The sequence below is a fragment of the Novosphingobium sp. HR1a genome, from assembly GCF_015594425.1.
GTDB classification, from domain to species: domain Bacteria; phylum Pseudomonadota; class Alphaproteobacteria; order Sphingomonadales; family Sphingomonadaceae; genus Novosphingobium; species Novosphingobium resinovorum_A.
This window is the reverse complement of record NZ_JABXWS010000087.1, coordinates 26,391-46,813: the sequence shown is the minus strand read 5'-3', so window position 1 is coordinate 46,813 and position 20,423 is coordinate 26,391. Positions and strand designations below refer to the sequence as shown.

The 20,423-nt window shown below is 63.2% G+C and carries 15 protein-coding genes and 1 pseudogene; 7 read left to right on the top strand and 9 right to left on the bottom strand.

What is annotated here, in order from left to right; genetic code table 11:
• Positions 1–6 precede the first annotated feature (6 nt).
• A complete protein-coding gene (locus HWN72_RS22585) occupies positions 7–1,089 on the top strand; it encodes a branched-chain amino acid aminotransferase (RefSeq protein WP_211151473.1) in 1,083 nt (360 codons plus the stop codon).
• A gap of 48 nt (positions 1,090–1,137) precedes the next feature.
• Here HWN72_RS22585 and HWN72_RS22580 read toward each other — a convergent pair whose 3' ends face one another.
• Genes HWN72_RS22580 through HWN72_RS22565 form a run of 4 tightly spaced genes read right to left on the bottom strand, consistent with a single transcriptional unit; the run spans position 1,138 to position 7,247 of the window.
• Entirely contained in the window at positions 1,138–2,151 is a 1,014-nt protein-coding gene (locus HWN72_RS22580; RefSeq protein WP_211151472.1) for a dipeptide epimerase, read from the bottom strand.
• Entirely contained in the window at positions 2,148–3,458 is a 1,311-nt protein-coding gene (locus HWN72_RS22575) for an MFS transporter (RefSeq protein ID WP_211151471.1), read from the bottom strand. Before HWN72_RS22575 ends, HWN72_RS22580 begins: the two co-directional genes overlap by 4 nt.
• Positions 3,455–5,020 carry a serine hydrolase gene (locus HWN72_RS22570; protein ID WP_211151470.1) on the bottom strand — a complete coding sequence of 522 codons (1,566 nt, stop codon included), beginning with the start codon at positions 5,018–5,020 and terminating at the stop codon, positions 3,455–3,457. Before HWN72_RS22570 ends, HWN72_RS22575 begins: the two co-directional genes overlap by 4 nt.
• Before the next feature lie 40 nt (positions 5,021–5,060).
• Positions 5,061–7,247 carry a TonB-dependent receptor gene (locus tag HWN72_RS22565; protein WP_211151469.1) on the bottom strand — a complete coding sequence of 729 codons (2,187 nt, stop codon included), beginning with the start codon at positions 7,245–7,247 and terminating at the stop codon, positions 5,061–5,063.
• Positions 7,248–7,374: 127 nt separating this feature from the next.
• On the opposite strand from HWN72_RS22565, the gene HWN72_RS22560 reads away from it, so the two are divergent.
• On the top strand, positions 7,375–7,998 hold the full coding sequence (locus HWN72_RS22560; protein ID WP_211151468.1) for a TetR/AcrR family transcriptional regulator: 624 nt from the start codon (positions 7,375–7,377) through the stop codon (positions 7,996–7,998).
• An 800-nt stretch (positions 7,999–8,798) separates the two neighbouring features.
• Here HWN72_RS22560 and HWN72_RS22555 read toward each other — a convergent pair.
• The 3 genes from HWN72_RS22555 to HWN72_RS22545 form a co-directional block, all read right to left on the bottom strand.
• Entirely contained in the window at positions 8,799–9,869 is a 1,071-nt protein-coding gene (locus HWN72_RS22555) for a hypothetical protein (protein ID WP_211151467.1), read from the bottom strand.
• Between the two features lie 168 nt (positions 9,870–10,037).
• The gene (locus tag HWN72_RS22550; protein WP_211151466.1) at positions 10,038–10,265 is read right to left on the bottom strand and encodes a hypothetical protein; all 228 of its coding nucleotides are present in this window, start codon (positions 10,263–10,265) and stop codon (positions 10,038–10,040) included.
• A gap of 29 nt (positions 10,266–10,294) precedes the next feature.
• Positions 10,295–10,864 (bottom strand): hypothetical protein, encoded by a 570-nt coding sequence (locus tag HWN72_RS22545; RefSeq protein ID WP_211151465.1) that lies wholly within the window; start codon positions 10,862–10,864, stop codon positions 10,295–10,297.
• A gap of 10 nt (positions 10,865–10,874) precedes the next feature.
• On the opposite strand from HWN72_RS22545, the gene HWN72_RS22540 reads away from it, so the two are divergent.
• Together HWN72_RS22540 and HWN72_RS22535 are read left to right on the top strand one after the other, a co-directional pair.
• A complete protein-coding gene (locus tag HWN72_RS22540; RefSeq protein WP_211151464.1) occupies positions 10,875–12,251 on the top strand; it encodes a patatin-like phospholipase family protein in 1,377 nt (458 codons plus the stop codon).
• A gap of 132 nt (positions 12,252–12,383) precedes the next feature.
• Positions 12,384–13,568: a hypothetical protein gene (locus HWN72_RS22535; protein WP_211151463.1), complete on the top strand. Its 1,185-nt coding sequence runs from the start codon at positions 12,384–12,386 to the stop codon at positions 13,566–13,568.
• Between the two features lie 359 nt (positions 13,569–13,927).
• Here HWN72_RS22535 and HWN72_RS22530 read toward each other — a convergent pair whose 3' ends face one another.
• Positions 13,928–15,337, bottom strand: coding sequence for a PLP-dependent aminotransferase family protein (locus HWN72_RS22530; RefSeq protein WP_211151462.1), 1,410 nt, complete (start codon positions 15,335–15,337; stop codon positions 13,928–13,930).
• 118 nt (positions 15,338–15,455) lie between these two features.
• On the opposite strand from HWN72_RS22530, the gene HWN72_RS22525 reads away from it, so the two are divergent.
• From HWN72_RS22525 to HWN72_RS22515, 3 genes are read left to right on the top strand one after another with little or no spacing between them, the layout of a single operon-like run.
• A complete protein-coding gene (locus tag HWN72_RS22525) occupies positions 15,456–16,316 on the top strand; it encodes a DMT family transporter (protein WP_211151461.1) in 861 nt (286 codons plus the stop codon).
• Between the two features lie 35 nt (positions 16,317–16,351).
• Positions 16,352–17,560 carry an LL-diaminopimelate aminotransferase gene (locus tag HWN72_RS22520; RefSeq protein WP_211151460.1) on the top strand — a complete coding sequence of 403 codons (1,209 nt, stop codon included), beginning with the start codon at positions 16,352–16,354 and terminating at the stop codon, positions 17,558–17,560.
• A gap of 1 nt (position 17,561) precedes the next feature.
• Positions 17,562–18,458: a dihydrodipicolinate synthase family protein gene (locus HWN72_RS22515; RefSeq protein ID WP_211151459.1), complete on the top strand. Its 897-nt coding sequence runs from the start codon at positions 17,562–17,564 to the stop codon at positions 18,456–18,458.
• 918 nt (positions 18,459–19,376) lie between these two features.
• On the opposite strand, the pseudogene HWN72_RS22505 reads toward HWN72_RS22515, so the two are convergent.
• Positions 19,377–20,316, bottom strand: a pseudogene (locus tag HWN72_RS22505) (transposase); the annotation flags it as partial.
• Positions 20,317–20,423 lie beyond the last annotated feature (107 nt).

The following is a 20,423-nucleotide window of genomic DNA, read 5'->3' as shown; positions in this document are numbered from 1 at the left end:
CAAGCAATGACATTGGTATTCCAGACCATTCCCCACCCCCGCCGGCTGGACCCCGGTTCGCGATCGGCCGCCCTCGAAAATCCGGGGTTCGGAAAGCATTTCACCGACCATATGGTCACCATCCGCTGGAGCAGCGAAGCCGGATGGCACGATGCCCGTGTCGGACCGCGTCGCCCCTTCGAGATCGATCCTGCGGCATCCGTCCTGCATTACGCGCAGGAAATCTTCGAGGGCATGAAGGCCTATCGCGGGGCCGATGGGCAAACTCTTCTGTTCAGGCCGGAGGAAAATGCCCGGCGCTTCAACCTGTCGGCAGAGCGGATGGCGATGCCGCAGCTTCCCGAAGATATCTTCCTCGAAGCCGTGAAGCGCCTCGTGGACGTCGATCGTGATTGGGTGCCGGGCAACGGAGGCAGCCTTTATCTTCGGCCTTTCATGTTCTCGGACGAGGCGTTTCTGGGTGTGCGTCCTGCCTCCAGCTACATTTTCTGCGTGATCGCATCCCCGGCAGGCGCTTATTTCAGGAACGGGGACGATGCGATCCGGCTCTGGGTCACTCCGGACTACACGCGCGCCGCGCCCGGAGGCACGGGTGCGGCGAAATGCGGCGGCAACTACGCAGGAAGCCTGCTCGCACAGCGTCAGGCAATCGCTCGCGAGTGCGACCAGGTCCTGTTCCTCGACGCGGTCGAAGGGCGCTGGGTGGAGGAACTCGGCGGCATGAACATCTTCTTCGTGTTCGACGACGGCCGACTGATCACGCCGCCTCTGCGGGGCACCATTCTTCCCGGCATCACCCGCGATTCCATCATGACCATCGCGCGGGAACGGGGGCTAACCGTGTCCGAGGTGCCGCTGTCGTTCGATCAATGGCAGGCCGATGCCGCGAGCGGCAGCCTTACGGAAGCGTTCGCCTGTGGGACCGCTGCGGTGATCGCTGGAATCGGGTCGGTGCTTTCTCCCGGCGGGCAGTTCGCGGTGGGAGACGGAAAGACGGGGCCGGTCACAACGGCGCTCCGCGACGAACTCACAGCGCTGCAGCGCGGCGATCGGCCGGATCGCCATGGCTGGGTCCAGGCGTGCAGCTAGGCTGAACCGCGCGTTTCCGGGGGCGGCATGAAGCCGCCCCCGCCGAAGTCAGGCAGTCACGCTCCCCCACGCCGCGCCCCAGAGGTTCGGCGGGCAATGAATGCGTCCGTCACGATAGGACACAGGCTCGGGCAAATCCGCAGCGATGAAGGCCGGACCGTCGAGGTCCACGAAGTCGCATAGCTGACCGAGCAGAAACGCCGGAGCCGCGGCAAGGCTGGACCCCGCCATGTTGCCGACCATCACGCCCAGCCCCAGCTTGCGCGCGAACGCCTCCATTTCCAGCGCTTCGGTCAGGCCTCCGCACTTGTCGAGCTTGATGTTGGCAACCTGGAACCGGCCGACCAGTCCCGCGATGTCCTCCAGCCCCAACAGGCTTTCGTCCGCCGCGATGGGAATGCGCGAGCGGATGTATTCGAGCCCGGCTTCGCCGCCGCGCGGGACGGGTTGCTCAAGGAGCGAGACCTCGGCTTCCACCAGAACGGGCAGTAGCGCATCGAGGCTGTCGACGCAGTAGCCCTGATTGGCATCGACCATGAGCCAGACATCGGGGCGATGCTTGCGCACCAGCCTTATCCGCTCGCTATCGGCGTCGAGATCACCGTCGAGCTTGAGCTTGATCGCCTGCGCGCCGACATAGCTTTCCAGTTGCCGCAGCATCTGCTCGGGCGGGTCGGCGGACAGGGTGAACGTAGTGACCAGCGGCACCGGCGGCTTCAGGCCCGCCAGTTTCCACACCGGCACGCCCTGTTCCAGCGATTCCCGCTCCCATAGCGCCGCGTCGATGGCGTTGCGCGCGCCGCCCGCAGGCATCGCCTGGCGCAGTTCCTCGCGGCTGGGGCCGTCCTCGATCAAGGGGCGATAGGCTTCCAGCTCGGACTGCATGTGATCGAGCGTATCGCCGGTGTAGTAGACCCCGCTCGCCTCGCCGCGCCCCACGATGCCGCCGCCTTCCAGCGTGACCCGCACGGCGGGGATGCCGGTGAAGACATGCCCGGCGATGCGCAGCGGCTGCCTGAAGGTCATCGGGTCGGTGGCGACGTGCAGCGTGAGCTTGCTCATGCCGCCGCCCCCACGATCCCGGTCCGCCGCGCGCCGCGCATGGCAAGCAGAAAGAAGAACGCCGCCAGCAGCGAACTGGGAAAGCTGACGCCCGCGATCGCCTGTCCCAGCATCGCCTCGCCGCCCAGCGCCTGGCTGAGCAGCGCGATGGCGGCCGGCGCGGTCGCGACGCCGAATACCGCCGAGACGAAGACGTTCGTGCCCAGCGCCAGCCCGCGTATCTCGTTGGGGACGTTGAGGGTGATCGCGATGACCCCGATCGTCGCCGTGACCGCGCCCATCATCAGGTTGAGGGCCAGCATCCCGGCAAACAACGGAACCCCCGGCGCGAGCGCGAAGAACGACAGCGGCGCCGTCGCCAGCGCGGCGACGAAAGCGGGGATCAGCACCCCGGCCCGGCCCCCACGCCGACGGCCGAGTTCCGCGCCCTGCCCTCCGGCAAGCGCGCCGACGATGCCGCCCAGGAACGTGACCGCGCTCAGCCACCCGGCGAACTGACCGGGCGAGAGATGATGGTCGCGGATCAGCACCGGCGTCGCCCAGACCGCCGCCGCCTGCAGCGCGATCTGGCAGAACAGCATCGCGAGGAGCAGCGGGACGAGGAAGGCGCGATAGGCCCACAGTTCGCGCAAGGCGGCCGACGTGGCGGTGGTCGCCTCCTTGCGCTCCTGCCGCGCAGGCTCGGCGATCAGCAGCAGCGGGATCAGCAGCACGATCGCGAGGAGCGCCGCCGCGAGATAAAGCGCTCGCCAGGGCGCGAGGCCGTCCAGCAAACCTGGGCTGGACGTCAGCATCCGGGTCAGCACATCGAACATCAGCCCGCCCGCGAGGATGCCGAACGCCTGACCCGAAGCCTGCCCCACCGCGAACAGACTGGTGGCGACCGAACGACGCTCAGGCGGGAAGAGGTCGGCGATGACCGAAAGCGCCGCCGGGATGATGAGCGCGAAGACCACGCCGAGCGCGATCCGCCAGATCACCAGCAGCGTCACGCTCGATGCGAAGGCGGTGCCGGCCATACCCGCCATCCACACGATCAGCCCCGCCACCAGCAGGCGCATCCGGTTGCGGCTGTCGATCATGCGGCCGAGCGGGATCGAACTGAGCCCGAACGCGAGACCGAAGGCCGTACCCTGCAGCAGCCCGATCTCGATGTCGCTGAGCGCCATGTCCCGCTTCATCGGTTCGATGAGCAGCGTCGTGAGCGTGATGTCCATCGACAGGAAGAAGCCCATGAGCGCCAGCACCGCCATGGCGGCCCGCGCACGGCGGGCCTCGGGATAACCTGGGCCGGGAATACCGGTCATGCGCGAGCACTCCGCTCGAACGCCAGCCGCACGGTGCGGCCGCTGGTGAACAGGAAGCCGCCGGCGCCGAATTCGAGCGTCCCGCCGGGCGGGGATAAGGTGGGCGACACCGCGCGCCACAAGTCGGGGCCGAGCGGTTCGAGCAGATAGTCGGTGCCGCCCAGCGGCCCGGACAGCACGATCCGCGCGGCGCCCGCCTCGTCGATGCGGATATCCGCCGCAAGCCGCGCCGCGCGGCTTTCGTAGCGGCCGATGAGCGAAGCGGCCGTGGTGCATTCGGGCACCGTCACCGGCGCAAGATGGTCAGCCTCACCGAACTCGGTGGTTTCGAGCGCCGTGACGCCGTCCGTCTCGACCGGCAGGATGCGCAAGTCGGTGGGAAGGATCGCCACGGTCATGCGGCCGTCCGCGTCCCGCGTCGTGGGCAGGGTCATGCCGCCCATGACGACCGCCTGCTGCCCGGCATGCCCCACGAGCGAGAGCACCTGCCCGGTGCGCGCGGAATGGAACGTGCCTTCGACCAGCCTGCACGCGGCGTCCTGCGGCGCGGGCGGCAGACCCTGGATGCAGCAGTCGATGATCGCATCAACAAGACTGTAGAGATCCAGCGCGCTGCGCCCGTTCGTCATGAGGATGATGTCGAGTTCATGCCCCAGCACCTTGAGCATCTGGCTCGACCCGCCGACGACCCCGCCCGCGTGATGGACGGTGTCCAGCCCACGATGCTTCGTCATGTTGAGGCCCAGGCCGTAGCCATGAGTCATCCGGGGCGTGCGCATCTGCGCCCAGGTCTCGGCGCTGCCGACGATGGGGTGGCTCATGTGCCGCAGCCACGCCAGCATGTCGTTGACGGTCGAGACGATGCCGCCCTCGCCGCCGATCCAGGCACCGAAGATGCCCCGGCTCCAGCCGCCGTCGGACCGCGACAGGTGCTGCGTGGCGCTGTTGGGCAGAAGGTCGGTGTCGAGGGGACGCAGCAGCGTGTCGGCCATGCCGATGGGATCGAGGATGCGGGTCCGCAGGAAGTCGGCGAACGGCATGCCGCTGACCCTCGCCGCGATCTCGGTCAGCAGGACGTAGCCGCCGTTGTTGTAGTTCCATGTCGTACCGGCCGGGGCATTGACGCTGTCGAGCCCGGCCAGCAGGTCCAGCTGGAAACCGGCATCGGCCGCCACGCCCGGCCCGGCCGTGGAGAAGATCAGGTCGAGGCTGTCACGCATGCCGCTGGTATGCGCCATCAACTGTTCGATGGTGATCGGATCGGCCCAGGCGGGCAGTTCGGGAATGTAGGCGCGCGGCGAATCGGCGATCGCGAGCTTGCCTTCCTCGGCCAGCAGCATGACTGCAAGGACGCAGAAATGCTTGGTTGTCGAGCCGATCCGCATACGGATCGAGGGGGACAGAGCTACCGGCAGCTCGACATTGGCCATGCCGAAGCCGCGGCGATAACCGGGTATGCCCTTGAGGGCGACACCGACCGCGAAGCCCGGCGCGTCGGTTCTGTCATAGGGCGCGAACAGCGCGTCGAGCGCCGCCACGTCGATCCTGGCCTGCTGGGACATGGGAATTCCTCGGGAGATGATCTGGGGATTGGGAGCGCGGTCAGAAGCGCGTGGTGGCGCTGAGTCCGATAGTGCGCGGCTGCATCATCGAGACCTGCGCGGGGCCGCCCAGGATCGACAGCACCGTGGCAGCGGAAAGCTGGCCGCGCGTATCGAACAGGTTGCGTACGAAGACTTGCGCCTCGACGGGGCCGAACGTTGCTCCGGCCCGTAGATCGACCGCGACATAATCGGGCAGTTCGTACTGCGGGAACCCCGCGTTGCCGTCGAACGAGGACGATCGATCGGAGACGAAGCGCACCGTCGCGCCCGCGCTCGGACGCAAGGCGGAGGTGGCAGGCGCCCGGTAATCGAGGTTCATCGTCACCGTGTACTTCGGCACGTTGGGCAGGCGGTCGCCTTTGGTCGCGCCGAGATCGGCACTGTCGTCGGCAATGCGCGCATGCTGCCAGGCGAAGGAGCCGGTGGCGGTAAGGGTCGAACTCGGCCGCGCGGTCAGCGTCAATTCGGTGCCGGTGACATGCGCCCCCCCGGCATTGGCGATTACCGAGACGCCGCCTGCCGCCGTGGCGATCTGGATGTCGTTCCAGTCGATGTAGTAGCCGGCAAGGTCGATGCCGAAGCTGCGGTCGGCGGTTTCCGCCTTGAAGCCCGCCTCGAAGCTCTGAAGCGAATCCGACTTGAATGTCGCAGGCGCCAGAGGCTCGCCGGTCAGCGGATCGTCGACGACGTAGTTCGGGCCTCCGGGGCGATAGCCGGTCGCGTAGCGGACGTAGAACGTCGCCTTGTCGCTGAAACGATACCGCGCGTTGGCGAGGTAGGTGACCACGTCGTCGCTGGAACGCGCCTGCGGCTGGGAGCCGATCAGCAGGCCTGATCCGATCTGCTCGAAGCGCTGCGTGTTGCGGGCATAGCGAAGACCGCCGGAAACGTCGAAGCGCTCGGTGATGTGCCAGGTGAGGTTGCCGAACACGGCGAGTTCGCGGTAGCGGCTGGGAATGGCAATCGTCGCGAGATTGACAGGCGCGATCGAACCACTCGCGTCGTAGGGCACGATGAGCTGCCCGTTCCTGCTGTTCTCGTTGGTAAAGAAGCCTCCCACCAGCCAGTCGATCGTGCCAGTGCCGTTCGAGGCGAGCCGCAGTTCCTGCGTGAACTTCTTCGTGCTGCGCAACTGGTCCACCGCGACGGCGTCGAAGTTCAGGCCGAACTGGCCCAGCAGCGGCACGTAGACGGCCGAAGCATCCTGACGGAAGGCGACGCGCGTGGTCTGGTAGCTGGTGATCGAGGTCAGCGTCGCAGGGCCAAGATCGTAATCGATCGTCCCGCTGGCCAGTCGGAAGCGCTGTTCGAACCCTTCCGCCAGCAGCCGGCGCTGGTCGAAGCTGCCGTCGACCGGATCGCCCGCCAGCGTGTAGTCCGCCGCCGCCGCGCCGCCGCGGTGAATGTTCTGGAGATAGCCGCCGATGCGGATCGACAGCGCATCGCTCGGCTTGAGCAGCAGGTCGGCACGCCCGCCGTAGACGCGCGAACGATTCACGTCCTTGCGACCCAGCGCAAGATTATCGATGAAGCCGCCGTCGCGCGAATAGAAGCCGTTGGCGTGCAGGGCGACCTTGTCCGTCACGACCGGCACATTGAACGCCGCGCCGCCGTTATAGCTGATGCCGCCATGCCGGGTGTCCGACACGCCCGCCTGCGTCGATCCGCTCACGCCATCCAACTGCGGAGCGGCGGTCACGTACTTGATGAGCCCGCCCATCGTGCTGGCGCCGTAGAGCGTACCCTGCGGCCCGCGCAGCACCTCGATGCGGTCCATGTCGAACAGTCCCGCGTCGAGCGACAGCGACGAAGCGTTGGTGAAGGCAGTGCTCGATCCGTAAGGCACGTCGTTGACGTAGACGCCGACGGTCGGGCCGATGTCGTTTCCGGCCGTTACCCCGCGCAGCGTCAGCTGCGTCTGCCCCGGCCCAGCCGTGGTGAACGACAGCGCCGGCACCGAATTGGCGAAATCGCGGAACTGCACGGCATTGATGCGCGCCAGATCCTCGCCCGAGATCGCGGTGACGGACTGCGGTGTTTCAAGCAGGCGTTCTGCCCGTTTCTGCGCCGTGACCACGATATCGCCGCCTGCGACCTCACTAGCGAGCGACTGGGCGAACACAGCTCCCGGCGCCAGCGCCAATGCCGCCACACCCGCAGCCAAGAGCGGTTTCGTCGATGTCATGCCATTCCCCTTGATCAGCGGTTCTTTCCTCATACAAACCGAACGTTCATTCTTTTAAAGAAGCTGTCAAGAGGTTGTAACTTCCCGCGAGACGAAATAACGAACGATTGTACTTTTTGAGGATGCCATGCCCAAACGCGACCCTGAGCACATGAACGCGCAGCGCGAGCGGATCCTGCGCGCCACGATCGAGTGCATCGCCCGCAAGGGCGTGGAAGGCATGTCGATGGCGGATATCCGCCAGCAGGCGGGGCTGAGCACCGGCGCGATCTACGTTCATTTCGCGAACAAGGAGGACATCGTCGCCGAAGCACTGCGCTACGGGATCGTCGATGCCCTCGAATTTCCGGACGACTGGCCGTCATTCAGGGCACTGATCGCGAATCTCGACGACCAGTTGGGCTTCGATATCGAAACCATCGTACGCACCCGACTTCACTTGCGCGCCGAGGCGGCGCGGCCGGGCAACCTGCACGACGTGTTCAAGCCTATACTGGAGGAAGCACTGGCGATCCTGAGCGACCACCTGCAGGCCATGGCGGATCGCGGCGCGATCGAACTCAGGATGAGCGCCCGGCAAACGGCGCAGGGGATGAGCGCTTTCGTCGATGGTTCGCTGTGGCTGGCGCTTGCAATCGATCGACCATTGGAAGACCTCAAATCCGAATTGGCGTTGGGCCTCGACCAATTTGTTGCGGTGCGCGCCATCTCCGCGCGGTCACGGCTGGAAGCCTCGCCGCATGCTCCATAGGTTCCGCGAGATATGTGGAGGGCATTCCCGCTCTCGTTATCCTGCCCGTTGGGATCGGCTCCGGCACTCACCAAGGCCCGAGCTATCGAGGTGTCGCACCCTACTCCCTCGGCAAGCAGAGCTGTCAACCGCTGCTTGGGTATCACGGCAGGAAACCATCGGCCTTGCTTGGTGACTGACAAAGCAGACGGCTGCACCTGGAGAGTGGAAATCGGCGATTGAGTGACCGGAAGGGTCGCAGTTGATGGACAGGGCTTGGGACTTATCCGCTATTCCCTCGCGTAGCGTTCAACGGCAGATTCATCGCCAGATCCCGACGCTGAGTGAACGCCAGCACACGCAGTTCATGCGCCTGTGTCTCGATTTGTGCATTAAAGGTAGACTGCAGCGTTGATCCGGACGGAGCGACGGCAGTGGTGCCGCGATACTAGATGATCGGTTTAACCCGGGGCCATTATCACGGATCCGCGCTGGTCAGCGGCAGCAACGGTTTGGGCACCCGGACATGCCGCCCGAACTCTGTCTGCGCAACGGTCGTATCGTGCAGGCTTGCACGGTCGAAGAGCCCGAGTACCATCGAAGCATCGCTATCGTCGCCGATAATTTGACCGGACAGCCCGCCTTCCTATTCCTCCGCGTCGACATAAGAATTGCGCTCAGGATTAGCCTACGGCGGCGCAATACCAATCAAGCATGCGGTGATGACCAAAAAGGCGGCAATAGCGGTAGGTCTGCCAAGGCCGCGTGATTTTGCTGGCGGCGACCGGCTTGGCGGGTGCTGACGGCAAGCCTACCACGCATCAAGCGGCAAAGCCGAAGCGCGCGATGCCCTTGATGCTCTCGACCGTCTGGTCATCCCACCAGTAGCCGCCGTGCATGAACGAATTGGTCCGGTGCCCGGGCGCCGCATTGCCCGGCGAAGGCGCGAAGACCACCGGATCCGGCAGGCCGGCCAGCACCCCTTCAAGCTTTTCGCGGGCAGCATTTTCGCGTCCGGTCCCCTTGTAGGGTGGCACAAGATGCCGCTGCATGCCGAGCAGCGGTGCGTCGGGACAGTCTCCCTTGTCCTCCAGGGCGCCCGAGATCAGATAGAGTAATGACCGGGAATAGGCTTTGCCGAAGAGCTTGCCGTCGAGCGCGTTGGCGATTTCGCGCGGGTCGTTCATCGTGAAGATGCGCAAGCCCTCGAACCGCCCGCCCGCATAACTTTCGGCCGCCTCGTCAATCCGGATCGCGGGGGCAAGCAGAATGTGCCCGACCGAAAGGTTTGCCGGTGCCAGCCGGGTGGCGAGTGCCAGGCGCCCGCAGAACAGCGCGCCGGCACTGTGCCCGATGGCCAGCAGTCGGACGTCCTTGCCGCCGCGGGCGATGTCGCCCAGCCGCTCGAGCAGGTAGGCCCCGGCGCCGCCCACATCGAGGTGCTGCCGAGCATCCCCTTTCATCGCGTTCCACAGGGTCGCACCCGCTCTGGACAGATAGAGGGCACGCAGCAGTTCCTCCACAATGGTCGGACCGAACCCGTGATCACGCTTGTTGATCCTGCGCTTGAGGACACGCCAGCCGATCCGGGCCGCTTCGATCGCAACGATCCAGGCAGCGGGGCTCGTGAGCGCGCGCTTGTCCGTTGCCGCCGGGGGAACCAACCGCGCGGCATGGGCGCGGCGCACGATCCGTTCGTCGACATGCGGCAGCCCTGTTTCGAGCCATCCGACCAGTTCGTCATCCGCCAGGATTTCCTGCGCTACTTCGGATTCGGCAAGGTGCTGGTCGGTCAGGTCTTCGACCTGCATGACCTGGTTGAGGACCTCCGGCTGGCCCGCGAGTTCGGCATGAAGCTGCTCCGCTTCGGGAAGTTCGACCTGCTGCAGCATTTCGAGCCCGCTTCCCGATGGAGGCGTCTCAATCATTGCTTCGGCGAACAGATTGTTGCCGAAGCGCCTTTCGAGCCAGGCCGCGATGCGCAGGGCGATCCGGACGAAACGGGGCTCGTCCTTCAGCTCTTCCCAGTTACTTTCGACGGACTCGCCGACCCCGCTCCGTCAGATCGGCGCGGCGATTTCCCACCCCTCGCCGGACAGTTCGTGGACCCGCGCGGCAAACTGGTGGGCACCGTTGATGCCGTCGGTCTCGTTCACCAAGCCCCCGTGCACGAACAGCATCAGCCGCGGGTTCTCCGCCGCGGCAAGCCGGTCCAGCATCGCGTCAAGCTTGGCCAGTTCGGCCGGCAGGGCTCGGCCGTCCTGCGTGATGAATGTCGTCAGTGTCATCGTGCCCGATACTCCCCCAATTGCAGCAGTTAGTCGACCACTTCGACCGTCGCGGTGATGCAGCCCTTGTTGTTGCCATAAAACAGCCATGCATCGTTCGCGAAAAGGTAGAGCCGGCCGTCGCGCCCGGCGACGAATTCCCCGACTTGCCGATGCGGTGGATCGGCCGCTTCATCCGATCCACCGTCGCGCAGAGGCAGAACCACGGAGCGGAAGGGAGACGGCGGGTGAAGCGTGCCAGGTTGAGCCACGACTTCTCGAAACCTTCCGGCGAGGCCGGGATCGACGAATCGATCCACTGGCCGTCCGCAATGATCCGGACGGTCTGCCCGCAGACGATATCCAGTCCCGTGTCGTTCCACTTGGAGCGTGCAAGTACTTCGACCACTTTGGGCATTGTAATGTCCTTGAAAATACAGAACAACGTACCCGGCATCTGACAGAACCTGCTGGGGGGCAACAATGAAAAATTTGGGCATGACGGCGAGTATTCGCCTGCTGGCAGGGCTTGCTTGTGTTTCCTCGTTGATTTCCTGCAATATCGCACCGGTCCAGCGCGCTGGATCTGCCGATTCTGCCCGCAGCTGCAGCCCGATCATGCGGCGCGTGATGATCGATCCGCCCCCGTTAGGACTTGACGAGCGCGCCTTCGCCGATGCCGCCGCCTATGCGGAAACAGCGGAACTCGCCGATCGGATTGTCGGCATGTTCTCGGACCTTGGCGAGGAGTCGGCGGCTCCGTTTCTCGCCGAAGGAAGCGAGCCGGTAAGCGATGCGATGCTGTTCCTGTCCGGCGGCAGCCAGAACGGTGCCTACGGCGCCGGCTATCTTGCCGAATGGAGCAAGCTGCGCAGCCAGGCGGGCAAGGACGGGCTGCCTCGCTTCCGCATGATCACCGGGATCAGCACGGGCGCTCTGCAATCGACCTATGCCTTCATCGGCGACATGGGGCCAGTTGTGGACAGCTACACGATCGACAGTGAAAGCGAACTGCTCGACGTCTTTACCCCGGGCGGTGGCCTGCGCAGCGAATCGACCTGGCAGAAGCTGAAGGGCGCGCTTAGCTTGGCGCGGCGCGGGTCGCTGTCAGACTTGCGTCCGCTGCGCGAACAGATTGCCGGCAAGCCGGGGGACGAGGCCGGATCCCTGATCTCCGACGCCATTCTGCGCCGCGTCGCGGCCGAGGCCGGTCCGGACATCGAACGGCCGCGTCGCATGCTGCTGGTCGGTGCGGTCGAGATGGACAGCGGGGACGCCTATGCCTTCGATCTTACCAAGGCGGCTCAGCTCTACGCGTATAAGGACCAGCCGTGGATGCGGGACTGCTACATCGAAGCGCTGATGGCCTCGTCCTCGGTGCCAATGGCGGCCTTGCCGGTGTTCATCGACGGCAAGATGTATATCGATGGCGGCGCACGGTTCGGGGTGATCTCCGACTTCACGGCCTCGGTATATAACGCGGTCGCCGAAAAACGGCAGGCGGCCCGCCGGGCGCAGGCGGCAGCGAAGGGACTGACCCTGCCCGACCCGCTGCCCGCAGAAAAGATGAACCTCTACGTGCTCGTCAACGGGACGCTGGAGGCGGGAGTGACCTGCCACCTGCAGGATTGCGAAAAGCATCCGCTTCCGTCTGAAGGTTCCCCTGGTGCCGGCGAGCCCGGCGCCTGGTCGATCGACAAGGTGGGGCTCAGGGCCATGTCGATCCTGATCAACCAGTCCTATCGCAGCTCGGTGTTCTGGGCGACCACCCGGTCGAAGGCACTGGGCTTCACACCGCACTTCACCCGGATCGAAACGCCGATGCGAGACCATCTCGCCCGTCTCGAATTCGACAATCCGGCCGGCGAGGTACTTACCTGCAGTAAATGGCGCGAGCGGGACAAGGAGAAGAGCAACCCGCTCGAATTCCACCCGCGCTTCATGCAGTGCCTGATCAACTACGGCGCAACGCGCGCTGCGGAGGAAAAATGGGCGACGTTCGACTGACGGCAAATCTGTCGTCATGCGCCGGCCATGGTGCTTCATTAAATCCATAGATGGTTACCGCACTGCCTTCTGGACCATCGTCGTGAACCGGTCTCGGATCATCAGCCGGGGCAGGAAAGGAGTGCCAAAAGCATGAGACTGAGCATCCATACGGCTGCAGCTTCGATCGTCGCTATTGGCGTAGCAAGCAGTTCACCGTCCTTCGCCTATGAGATCGGGTCGAGTTCGCTCGCCAAGAGTAGCTACAATCTCCATGAAACGATGACCCAGGTCGCCCGTGAATGCGTTGATTCGTACCAAGGGAAGGAACCAATCAGCTGCGAGCATCTGCTCGAGCAGGCAGTCGAGCGCGCCCAGCAAACGCCCAATGCTTATGCAATTGGAAGCGAACCATATGCCGCGCGTTGGCCCGACGATCCGGTACGCATGCTCATCAACAATCCCAGCAAGCTGCGCTTTGGAGTCAAGCTTGGAACCGACTGCGAACGCGCGCTCAAGCGCGGTCCGGCGATCAACCGGGTGGGCCTGCTTTGTTCATCGCACTATGGCCGACTGCAGTTCATGCATGCCCAGGTCCTTAGTTTCGATGCCGGCGGCCCGCGCAACCCGCGCCAACTGATTCTTGCATGGGCGGGCTTTGCCTTCGACGCTGCCACAAGCCCTGCATTCAGGGCAACCAACTACTGCGAGGCCGTGGACGAGATTCAGGAGCCTCAGCTCAAGGCCGCGCTTACCTTCAGCGATCGAACTTTCTGCAAGGAGGGGCGTAAGGGTTTCGTCACGAAATATGGAGCGTGGAAAGCTTCAACCTACTTCGCGCTCACCTGTATCAATCCCATGCAAGAGGCCTCCTGTTGGATTCCCAAGCTAGAGGCTGATGTCGGCAAGGTCGCGGCGCTCGCCGCACGTGGCGCAGTTGTGCATCTGATCCAAGACAGCTTCTCGCAGAGCCACGTTGCTCGGGTGCCAGCAGGAAGCATGCCGCCGGGTGCGCGTGGTCCCTTCACCGCCAAGATTGTCTGCCGGTCGCCCATCGTCTGGTACGACTACAATGTACAAAACCTTGCGATCACAGACGACTTGGGAGGGCCAATTGTCAATGCCAAAGGGAAGCCGATCGACAAGCATGGAGCGGCGGATGGCAAACCAGAAGTCGACAGGTCATGCGCCGATCCTGCGCGCGTCGTGGACGACCCAATCACTGCCTCGGCAAAAGCACTTTGGCTAATGGACCAAGCCCAGCTCCTTGGCGCGAACCAAGCGTCGATTCGCCGACAATTTCTCGATTATATCGCGGCCCGTGTTTTCCCGGGCTGACCCGTCAAACGATTGCTTCACCCCGACCGCTACTTACTTCTCGGGATGCCTGTCTTGAGCGGATGACAGGTTCCGACAACATCACTCGGAGCTGTTAAGCCCCGCTTAGTTGGCGGCAGCGATCGCACGGCGCACGGAATGGGAGGTGTTGGACCACCCCGACGTTCTTGCTTGTACATCGGAACGGCATATTTTGGTCGCGAGCTGCCGGCTAGCGGACGGACCGCACCTAGGAGCGCAAAATTGGCGGCTGAATGTCTTGGATGGGTCGGCAGCGATGGGCAGGGCTTGGGATGAATCTGCCGTTCGCGATAAGAATGCGAATGGCGGGTTCCAACGACCGAGACGCTCGCGCGCCCTCACTCTCGTTGGGCCGATTGATCTAATGCTTGAATGAGAGCGTCCTCGACCCGCTGATCGTCAGATTGCGCCACGTTGAAGCGCATGAACGGCGCCGCAGACTGAGACACGCTGAACACGTTGCCAGGCGCTAGCACAACGCCAGCCTCCAGGCAGTGCCGAGCGATGTCGGCGGAATCGAGACCATCTGGCAGGCGGCACCATAGATAGAAACCACCTCGCGGCATGATCCACGGCATGATTCCCAACTTCGCCAAACGTGCGGCGGAGCGGTCCCGCGCCTGCGCCAAACGCTGGCGCAGTTCGGCCATATGCTTTCGATAGCTCCCACCCGCCAGCACATCGGCGATCAATTCTGTTGCCACTGGGCCAGGTCCACCGAAGCTGGTCGCAACCTGAAGATCAATCAATCCCTCGACCCAGTCGCGACGCGCCGCAATATAACCACAGCGCACGGCCGCGGAGAGGGTCTTGGAGAAGCTCCCTATGCGGATGACCCGGTCGAGTCCGTCGAGGACCGCGAGACGCGGCGACGGCGATGGTTCGAAATCGGCGAAGATATCGTCTTCCACGATCGTGAGGTCATGGGCTCCGGCCGCGCCCAGCAGGCGGTGCGCCGTTTGATACGAAATGCTTGCCCCTGTTGGATTGTGGAGCGCGGAGTTGGTAATGTAGAGCCTTGGCTTATGCGCAATCAGCGCCGCCTCGAATGCTGCGGTGTCGGGACCGGTGGGTGTGTATGGAATACCGATCAGCTTCACACGGTGAGCGCGGAGCAGTGCCTGGAAATTGAAATAGCCGGGGTCATCGACCAGCACGGTGTCGCCGGGATGCAGCAGAAAGCGGCAGATCAGATCGATGGCCTGCGTGCCGGATCCGGTCAGCAGAACCTGGTCAGCGCTCACGTCGATGCCCTCTTCGGCGAAACGACCGAGAAGCAGACGGCGCAGCGCCAGCGAACCACGCGTGCTGCCGTACTCGGTCAGCAGCGCATCCTCACCGCGTGCCAGCGATCGCAAGGCCTTGCGGAGTGCGGCATTGGGCATCCAGTCCGTTGGCAGCCAGCCACAGCCTGGCTTGACCATGGATGTATCGGCGTCGAGCGATTGACGGGAAATCCAGAACGGATCGACGGCCCGGTCGCGGCGTGGCCCCATCTCGCTGACCGACATCGGCGGGATACTGCTTCCCGTCACGTAGAAGCCCGAGCCTCGGCGCGCGCTGATCACCCCTTCCGCCGCCAGTCGATCATAGGCCTCGACCACGGTGGATGGAGACACGGACATCGTCTCGGCGAACCCTCGGATAGAGGGCAGCCGATCCCCCGGACCGATTGCACGACTTGCGATCTTCGCACGGATTGCGTCCATGAGTTCTTCGGTTCTGGTTCCGCTGCGCAACCGACCCATCGCAATGCCTTTTTGATTGTATGGTAGAACATAGCCATACAGTTAGCGATTTTTGTATTGTATTGTCTCTGTCTTGGCCAGACCTCTCCGAATAATCGGATCGCGAAAGCGAGGAGTTATGGAACGGACTACAGCCGGTTGGGGCAGCGGCCTTCTGGGCGTCATCATCTTTAGCGGGTCTCTGCCGGCGACACGTCTCGCAGTCGCGGACTTCACGCCGCTGTTCGTAACGTCGGGGCGTGCCGTCATCGCGGCGCTGCTTAGCGCGGTCTTCCTCATGGCACTCCGGCAAGCACGGCCCGCGCGCTCTGACCTGCTGTCGCTCGGCATCGTCTCGATCGGCGTAGTGCTCGGCTTCCCGCTTCTGACCGGTTTTGCTCTCCAGCACATCACAGCGGCACACTCGGTGGTCTTCGTGGGATTGCTTCCGCTGTCCACCGCCATCTTCGGCGTATTGCGTGGTGGCGAATGCCCCAAACCTGCCTTCTGGTTTTTCTCGACAATCGGGGCTGCTGCGGTGGCCGGTTTTGCTTTGTACAACAGTGAAGGCGGTTCGCTGACCGGCGACCTGCTGATGGTGGCGTCCATTGTGCTGTGCGGACTGGGCTATGCTGAAGGTGCGGCGCTGTCCCGCCGGCTTGGCGGATGGCAGGTTATCAGTTGGGCTCTGCTCCTCTCGCTGCCGGTCATGACCGTCGTCGCCGTAGGGACTATGCCGGCGAACTGGGCTGACATCGATTGGCGTGCGTGGTCCGGCTTCGCCTATGTTTCGGTCTTTTCGATGATGCTAGGCTTCGTGTTCTGGTATCGCGGCCTTGCCATCGGCGGCATCGCTGGCGTCGGACAACTCCAGCTCTTTCAGCCCTTCCTTGGCCTGCTCCTTGCAGGCGTGCTTCTCGGAGAGCCCGTGGCATGGACGATGATCGCATCGACCGTGATCGTCATCCTCTGCGTGGCCGGTGCGAAGCGCTTCTCCTGATCCATACCTGATTTTTCCTTTCACGAGACATTGCCATGACCGAAGAATTTTACCGCATGAAGCGCCTGCCTCCCTATGTCATCGCGGAAACAAACGCGATGCGGGCGGCCGCACGCGCTGCCGGGGAAGATGTCATTGATCTCGGCATGGGCAATCCGGATCTGCCTCCGCCCGATCATGTCATTGAGAAGCTGATCGAGGTAACCCGCAAGCCAGATGCCCATGGCTATTCCCAGTCAAAGGGCATTCCTGGCCTGCGTCGGGCACAGGCCAATTATTACGGCCGGCGCTTCGGCGTCGAACTTGATCCCGAGACGGAGGTGATCGTCACGATGGGGTCGAAGGAGGGGCTGGCCAGCCTCGCCACCGCGATCACCGAGCCGGGTGATGTCGTGCTCGCTCCCAATCCCTCCTATCCGATCCACACGTTCGGCTTCATCATCGCAGGCGCGACGATCAGAAGCGTGCCGACGACACCGGACGAGCACTATTTCGAGAGCCTCGAGCGCGCGATGCGTTTCACCGTACCCCGTCCGAAGCTGCTGGTTACGAACTATCCCGCCAACCCGACGGCGGAGACTGTTGACCTCGCTTTCTACGAACGCCTGGTGGCATTCGCGAAGGAGAACGACCTGTGGGTTCTGAGCGACCTTGCCTATTCGGAGCTGTACTATGACGGAAGGCCGACGGTTTCGATCCTGCAGGCGAAGGGCGCGAAGGATGTCGCCGTCGAGTTCACCAGTCTGTCCAAGACCTACAGCATGGCGGGATGGCGGATCGGCTTCGCTGTCGGAAACCCCAGGCTGATCGCGGCTATGGCGCGGGTGAAGTCCTATCTCGATTATGGCGCTTTCACGCCGATCCAGGCTGCCGCCGTCGCGGCGCTCAATGGGCCGCAGGACATTGTCGAGAAGAACCGCCAGCTCTATCATCGCCGGCGTGACGTGCTCATCGACAGCTTCGCTCGCAGCGGATGGGAAATACCCAGCCCAAGCGCATCGATGTTCGCTTGGGCACCACTGCCGCCCGCCCTTCGGCACATGGGCAGCCTCGAATTTTCGAAGGAACTGCTGACCCAGGCGAAAGTCGCTGTCGCAGCGGGCGTCGGCTATGGCGAGCAGGGTGAAGGCTATGTCCGCATCGCCCTAGTGGAGAACGAACAGCGTATCCGACAGGCCGCGCGCAGCATCAAGCGCTATCTTCTGTCCAAAGGCGTGAACGTGCCTTCTGACAAGGCAGACTGAAATGGCGCTCTTCAGAGGCATATCCGCCTTCCCGATCACTCCGGCCGACGACCACGGAATCGTCGATGTCCAAGGTGTCGGGCGCCTTGTCATGCATCTTGCGGAAGCGGGAGTGAACTCGATCGTCGTTTTCGGCAGCACGGGGATCTACGCCTATCTAAGCCGGACAGAACGCTTGCGTGCGGTCCGCGCTGCCGTGCAGGCGGTCGGGGGCCGGGTGGCTCTGATGGTGGTCGTTGGCGCCCTACGAACCGATGATGCCCAGGATCTTGCAAGGGATGCGGAAGCCGAAGGCGCGGACGGGCTGCTCATGGCGCCGGTATCTTATACTCCGCTTACGCAGCACGAAGCTTTCGAGCATTATGCCACGGTAGCGGCGACGACACGGCTTCCTCTGTGCGTCTACAACAGCCCAAGCACGACGCACTTCGCGTTCACGCCAGCATCGCTCGACCGGTTGGCGGAACTGCCCAATATCGCGGCAGTGAAGATGCCCTTGTCATCTGCCGGTCTGATCGGGAACGATCTCACCGAACTGCGCTCACGCGCCACAGGTGTTCTGGCAATTGGATATAGCGGAGATTGGGGCATGGCGGATGCCTTGGCTGCGGGTGCAGACGGATTCTACAGCGTACTCGCCGGCTTCCTCCCTGCGCAGGCCATGGCGCTGGCAGCGGCCATCGAGGCGAACGACACCAACGAGACCGCCAGGATCAGCCGTCAACTCCAGCCCCTCTTCGAACTGTTCCGCGAATTGGGCAGTCTACGGGTTGCCTATGCCGCTGTGGCCGAGTTGGGGCTGGGCAGTGTGTCACCGCCAAAGCCAATTCTGCCCATTTCGGGAACAGATGTGCGGCGGGGCGCGAAGGCGCTTTGGGCCATAATGGATAGGGCATAGCCTGCGGCACCGGAAGGCCGAGTTTGGCAAATCCGGAAATTCTTACATCCTCATCGAACGACCGGACGTGCCGTTTGCAGTTTAGCAGCTATCGAGCAACGCAGGTCATATAGCGCCCCTTTCGGATGAAGGTTGACAGATCGGCGCGTGCTCCAACTTCCGCCTTTCATCCTCCTGACGCACTCAATGCTTTCAGTTCGTCCTCGCTTTCCAACACACTATTCTTCCCGAAGTGGTGGCGCCAAAGTTGGGCACCCAGGTCTGCGGATCGATCCAGAGAAGATCCTACGGTCAGCCACTTGAGCAATGTGGGGTAAAGGCCTGCGTCAAACAGCACGAATCCCGCAGCAAGGCAGCACGTATCGGCCTGAATACCGCATACCAGCACGCGCTGAATGCCACTGTCCCTAAAATATTGGACGACATCGGGCGTCGGAGCATACCCATGTTTTTACGAAGACCACGTCCGCGCGCACCAAAGGATTATCATCTGGTGCTGGCCTCCAGCCCAGCTGGGCCCAAAATGGCGTCACAGCCTCATTGTGGCGTTCGACCAAAGCGACGGAGTGAAGTGTTGGGGAAACCCGATCGATACCTTCCACTTGCCAGTCAGGTGGGGAGAAGGAGGGCTGGACGTCGATAATAAGAAGTGCCTGTTTCATGCACTGCATTAGCGAGGAAGCCGCTCAATTTCCACTCTCAAGCGATTTGGAAGAAAGTTGGCTCGCTCCAATCCGAGTTGTTTGGCTGGGGTAGCCTTTCCCGGCGCGCTATGGTTACATTTGAAGAGCACACTGCCGGCTAGGGAGATGGTCCGGAAAGCCGCCGAACGACCAGATTGGATGGATAGTGTTGAAGAGGTCAATCTTCATCGGTGTTGGGATCGAAGCGGGAATGGCTTAAATGACGTTTTAGCCTTCAACCCGTTGCTGGTTGAGCCTTGATTGGCAAAAGCTTGGCCATCTTGCGGAGATTCTGGGTGGTAGCGGCGAGGAGGAACTCGTCTTTTGCTCTATTTGGTCCACGCAGGCGCAACCGATCCAGCTTCAGTATGCGCTTGAGATGCGCGAACAGCATCTCGACCTTCTTTCGTTCCCGACGTGAAATGACATAGGCTTCGGTCAGCGCCAGATCGCGGGCCAGATCGCGAGCGCCTTCATGGACTGAACGCAGGATTTTGCGGACGGACTGGCCCGGACAGCAGTCCGGCTAGAGTGCGCAAACGTCACAATCGGCTTTGGACGCGCGATATCGCATGAAGCCATCCTGATCGACACCGGAGCGAGATGTTGCGAAGTTGCGATGCAGCCGTTTCAGATCCTTTTCCCCCGGGCAGACATAGACATCGCGCTTATGCTCGAAGCGGAAGCCGGATCGCTGGAAGCTGCCGGTGCGCCTGTTGCTATGATCAAAGACCGGGATATGGGGCTCTATCCCTTTCTCGTGCACCAGCCACGCTAAATTTTCTGCAGACCCATAAGCGGTGTCCGCCGCCAGTCGCGCGGGCCAGACTTCGAACCGGTCCTGGACGCGATCGATCATCCGCCGTGCCGCAGTCAACAGCCTGCCGCACCGCCGTGCTCGCTTCCACATCCATGATGACGGCGTTCTTCAGGTCGATCAGATAATTGGTGCAGTAGGCGAAGAGCGCCTGACCGCCCTTGGCGCTGGTCCAGCGCGCGGCAGGATCGGCAGGCGACAGGAACTTCGGAACGACAGGCGTCGCGGCGCCAAACGCGGCATCGTCGAGCACGGCCAGATATTCGTTCACCGCATGGTTGGTCGCCTCCGGCGGCAAGGGCTCACCGCCGCAAACCCCGCCCTGGCGATTAGCATCGGCTGCGATCAGGCTCGCATCTCCAATGGCGATCGCTGACGCAGGCTTGCAGCCTTGCGCCGAAATGCGATGTAGGACTCTATGCGAGTGCCGGATTGGTTACTTCAATCGCATAGCGCTCCGCTTCC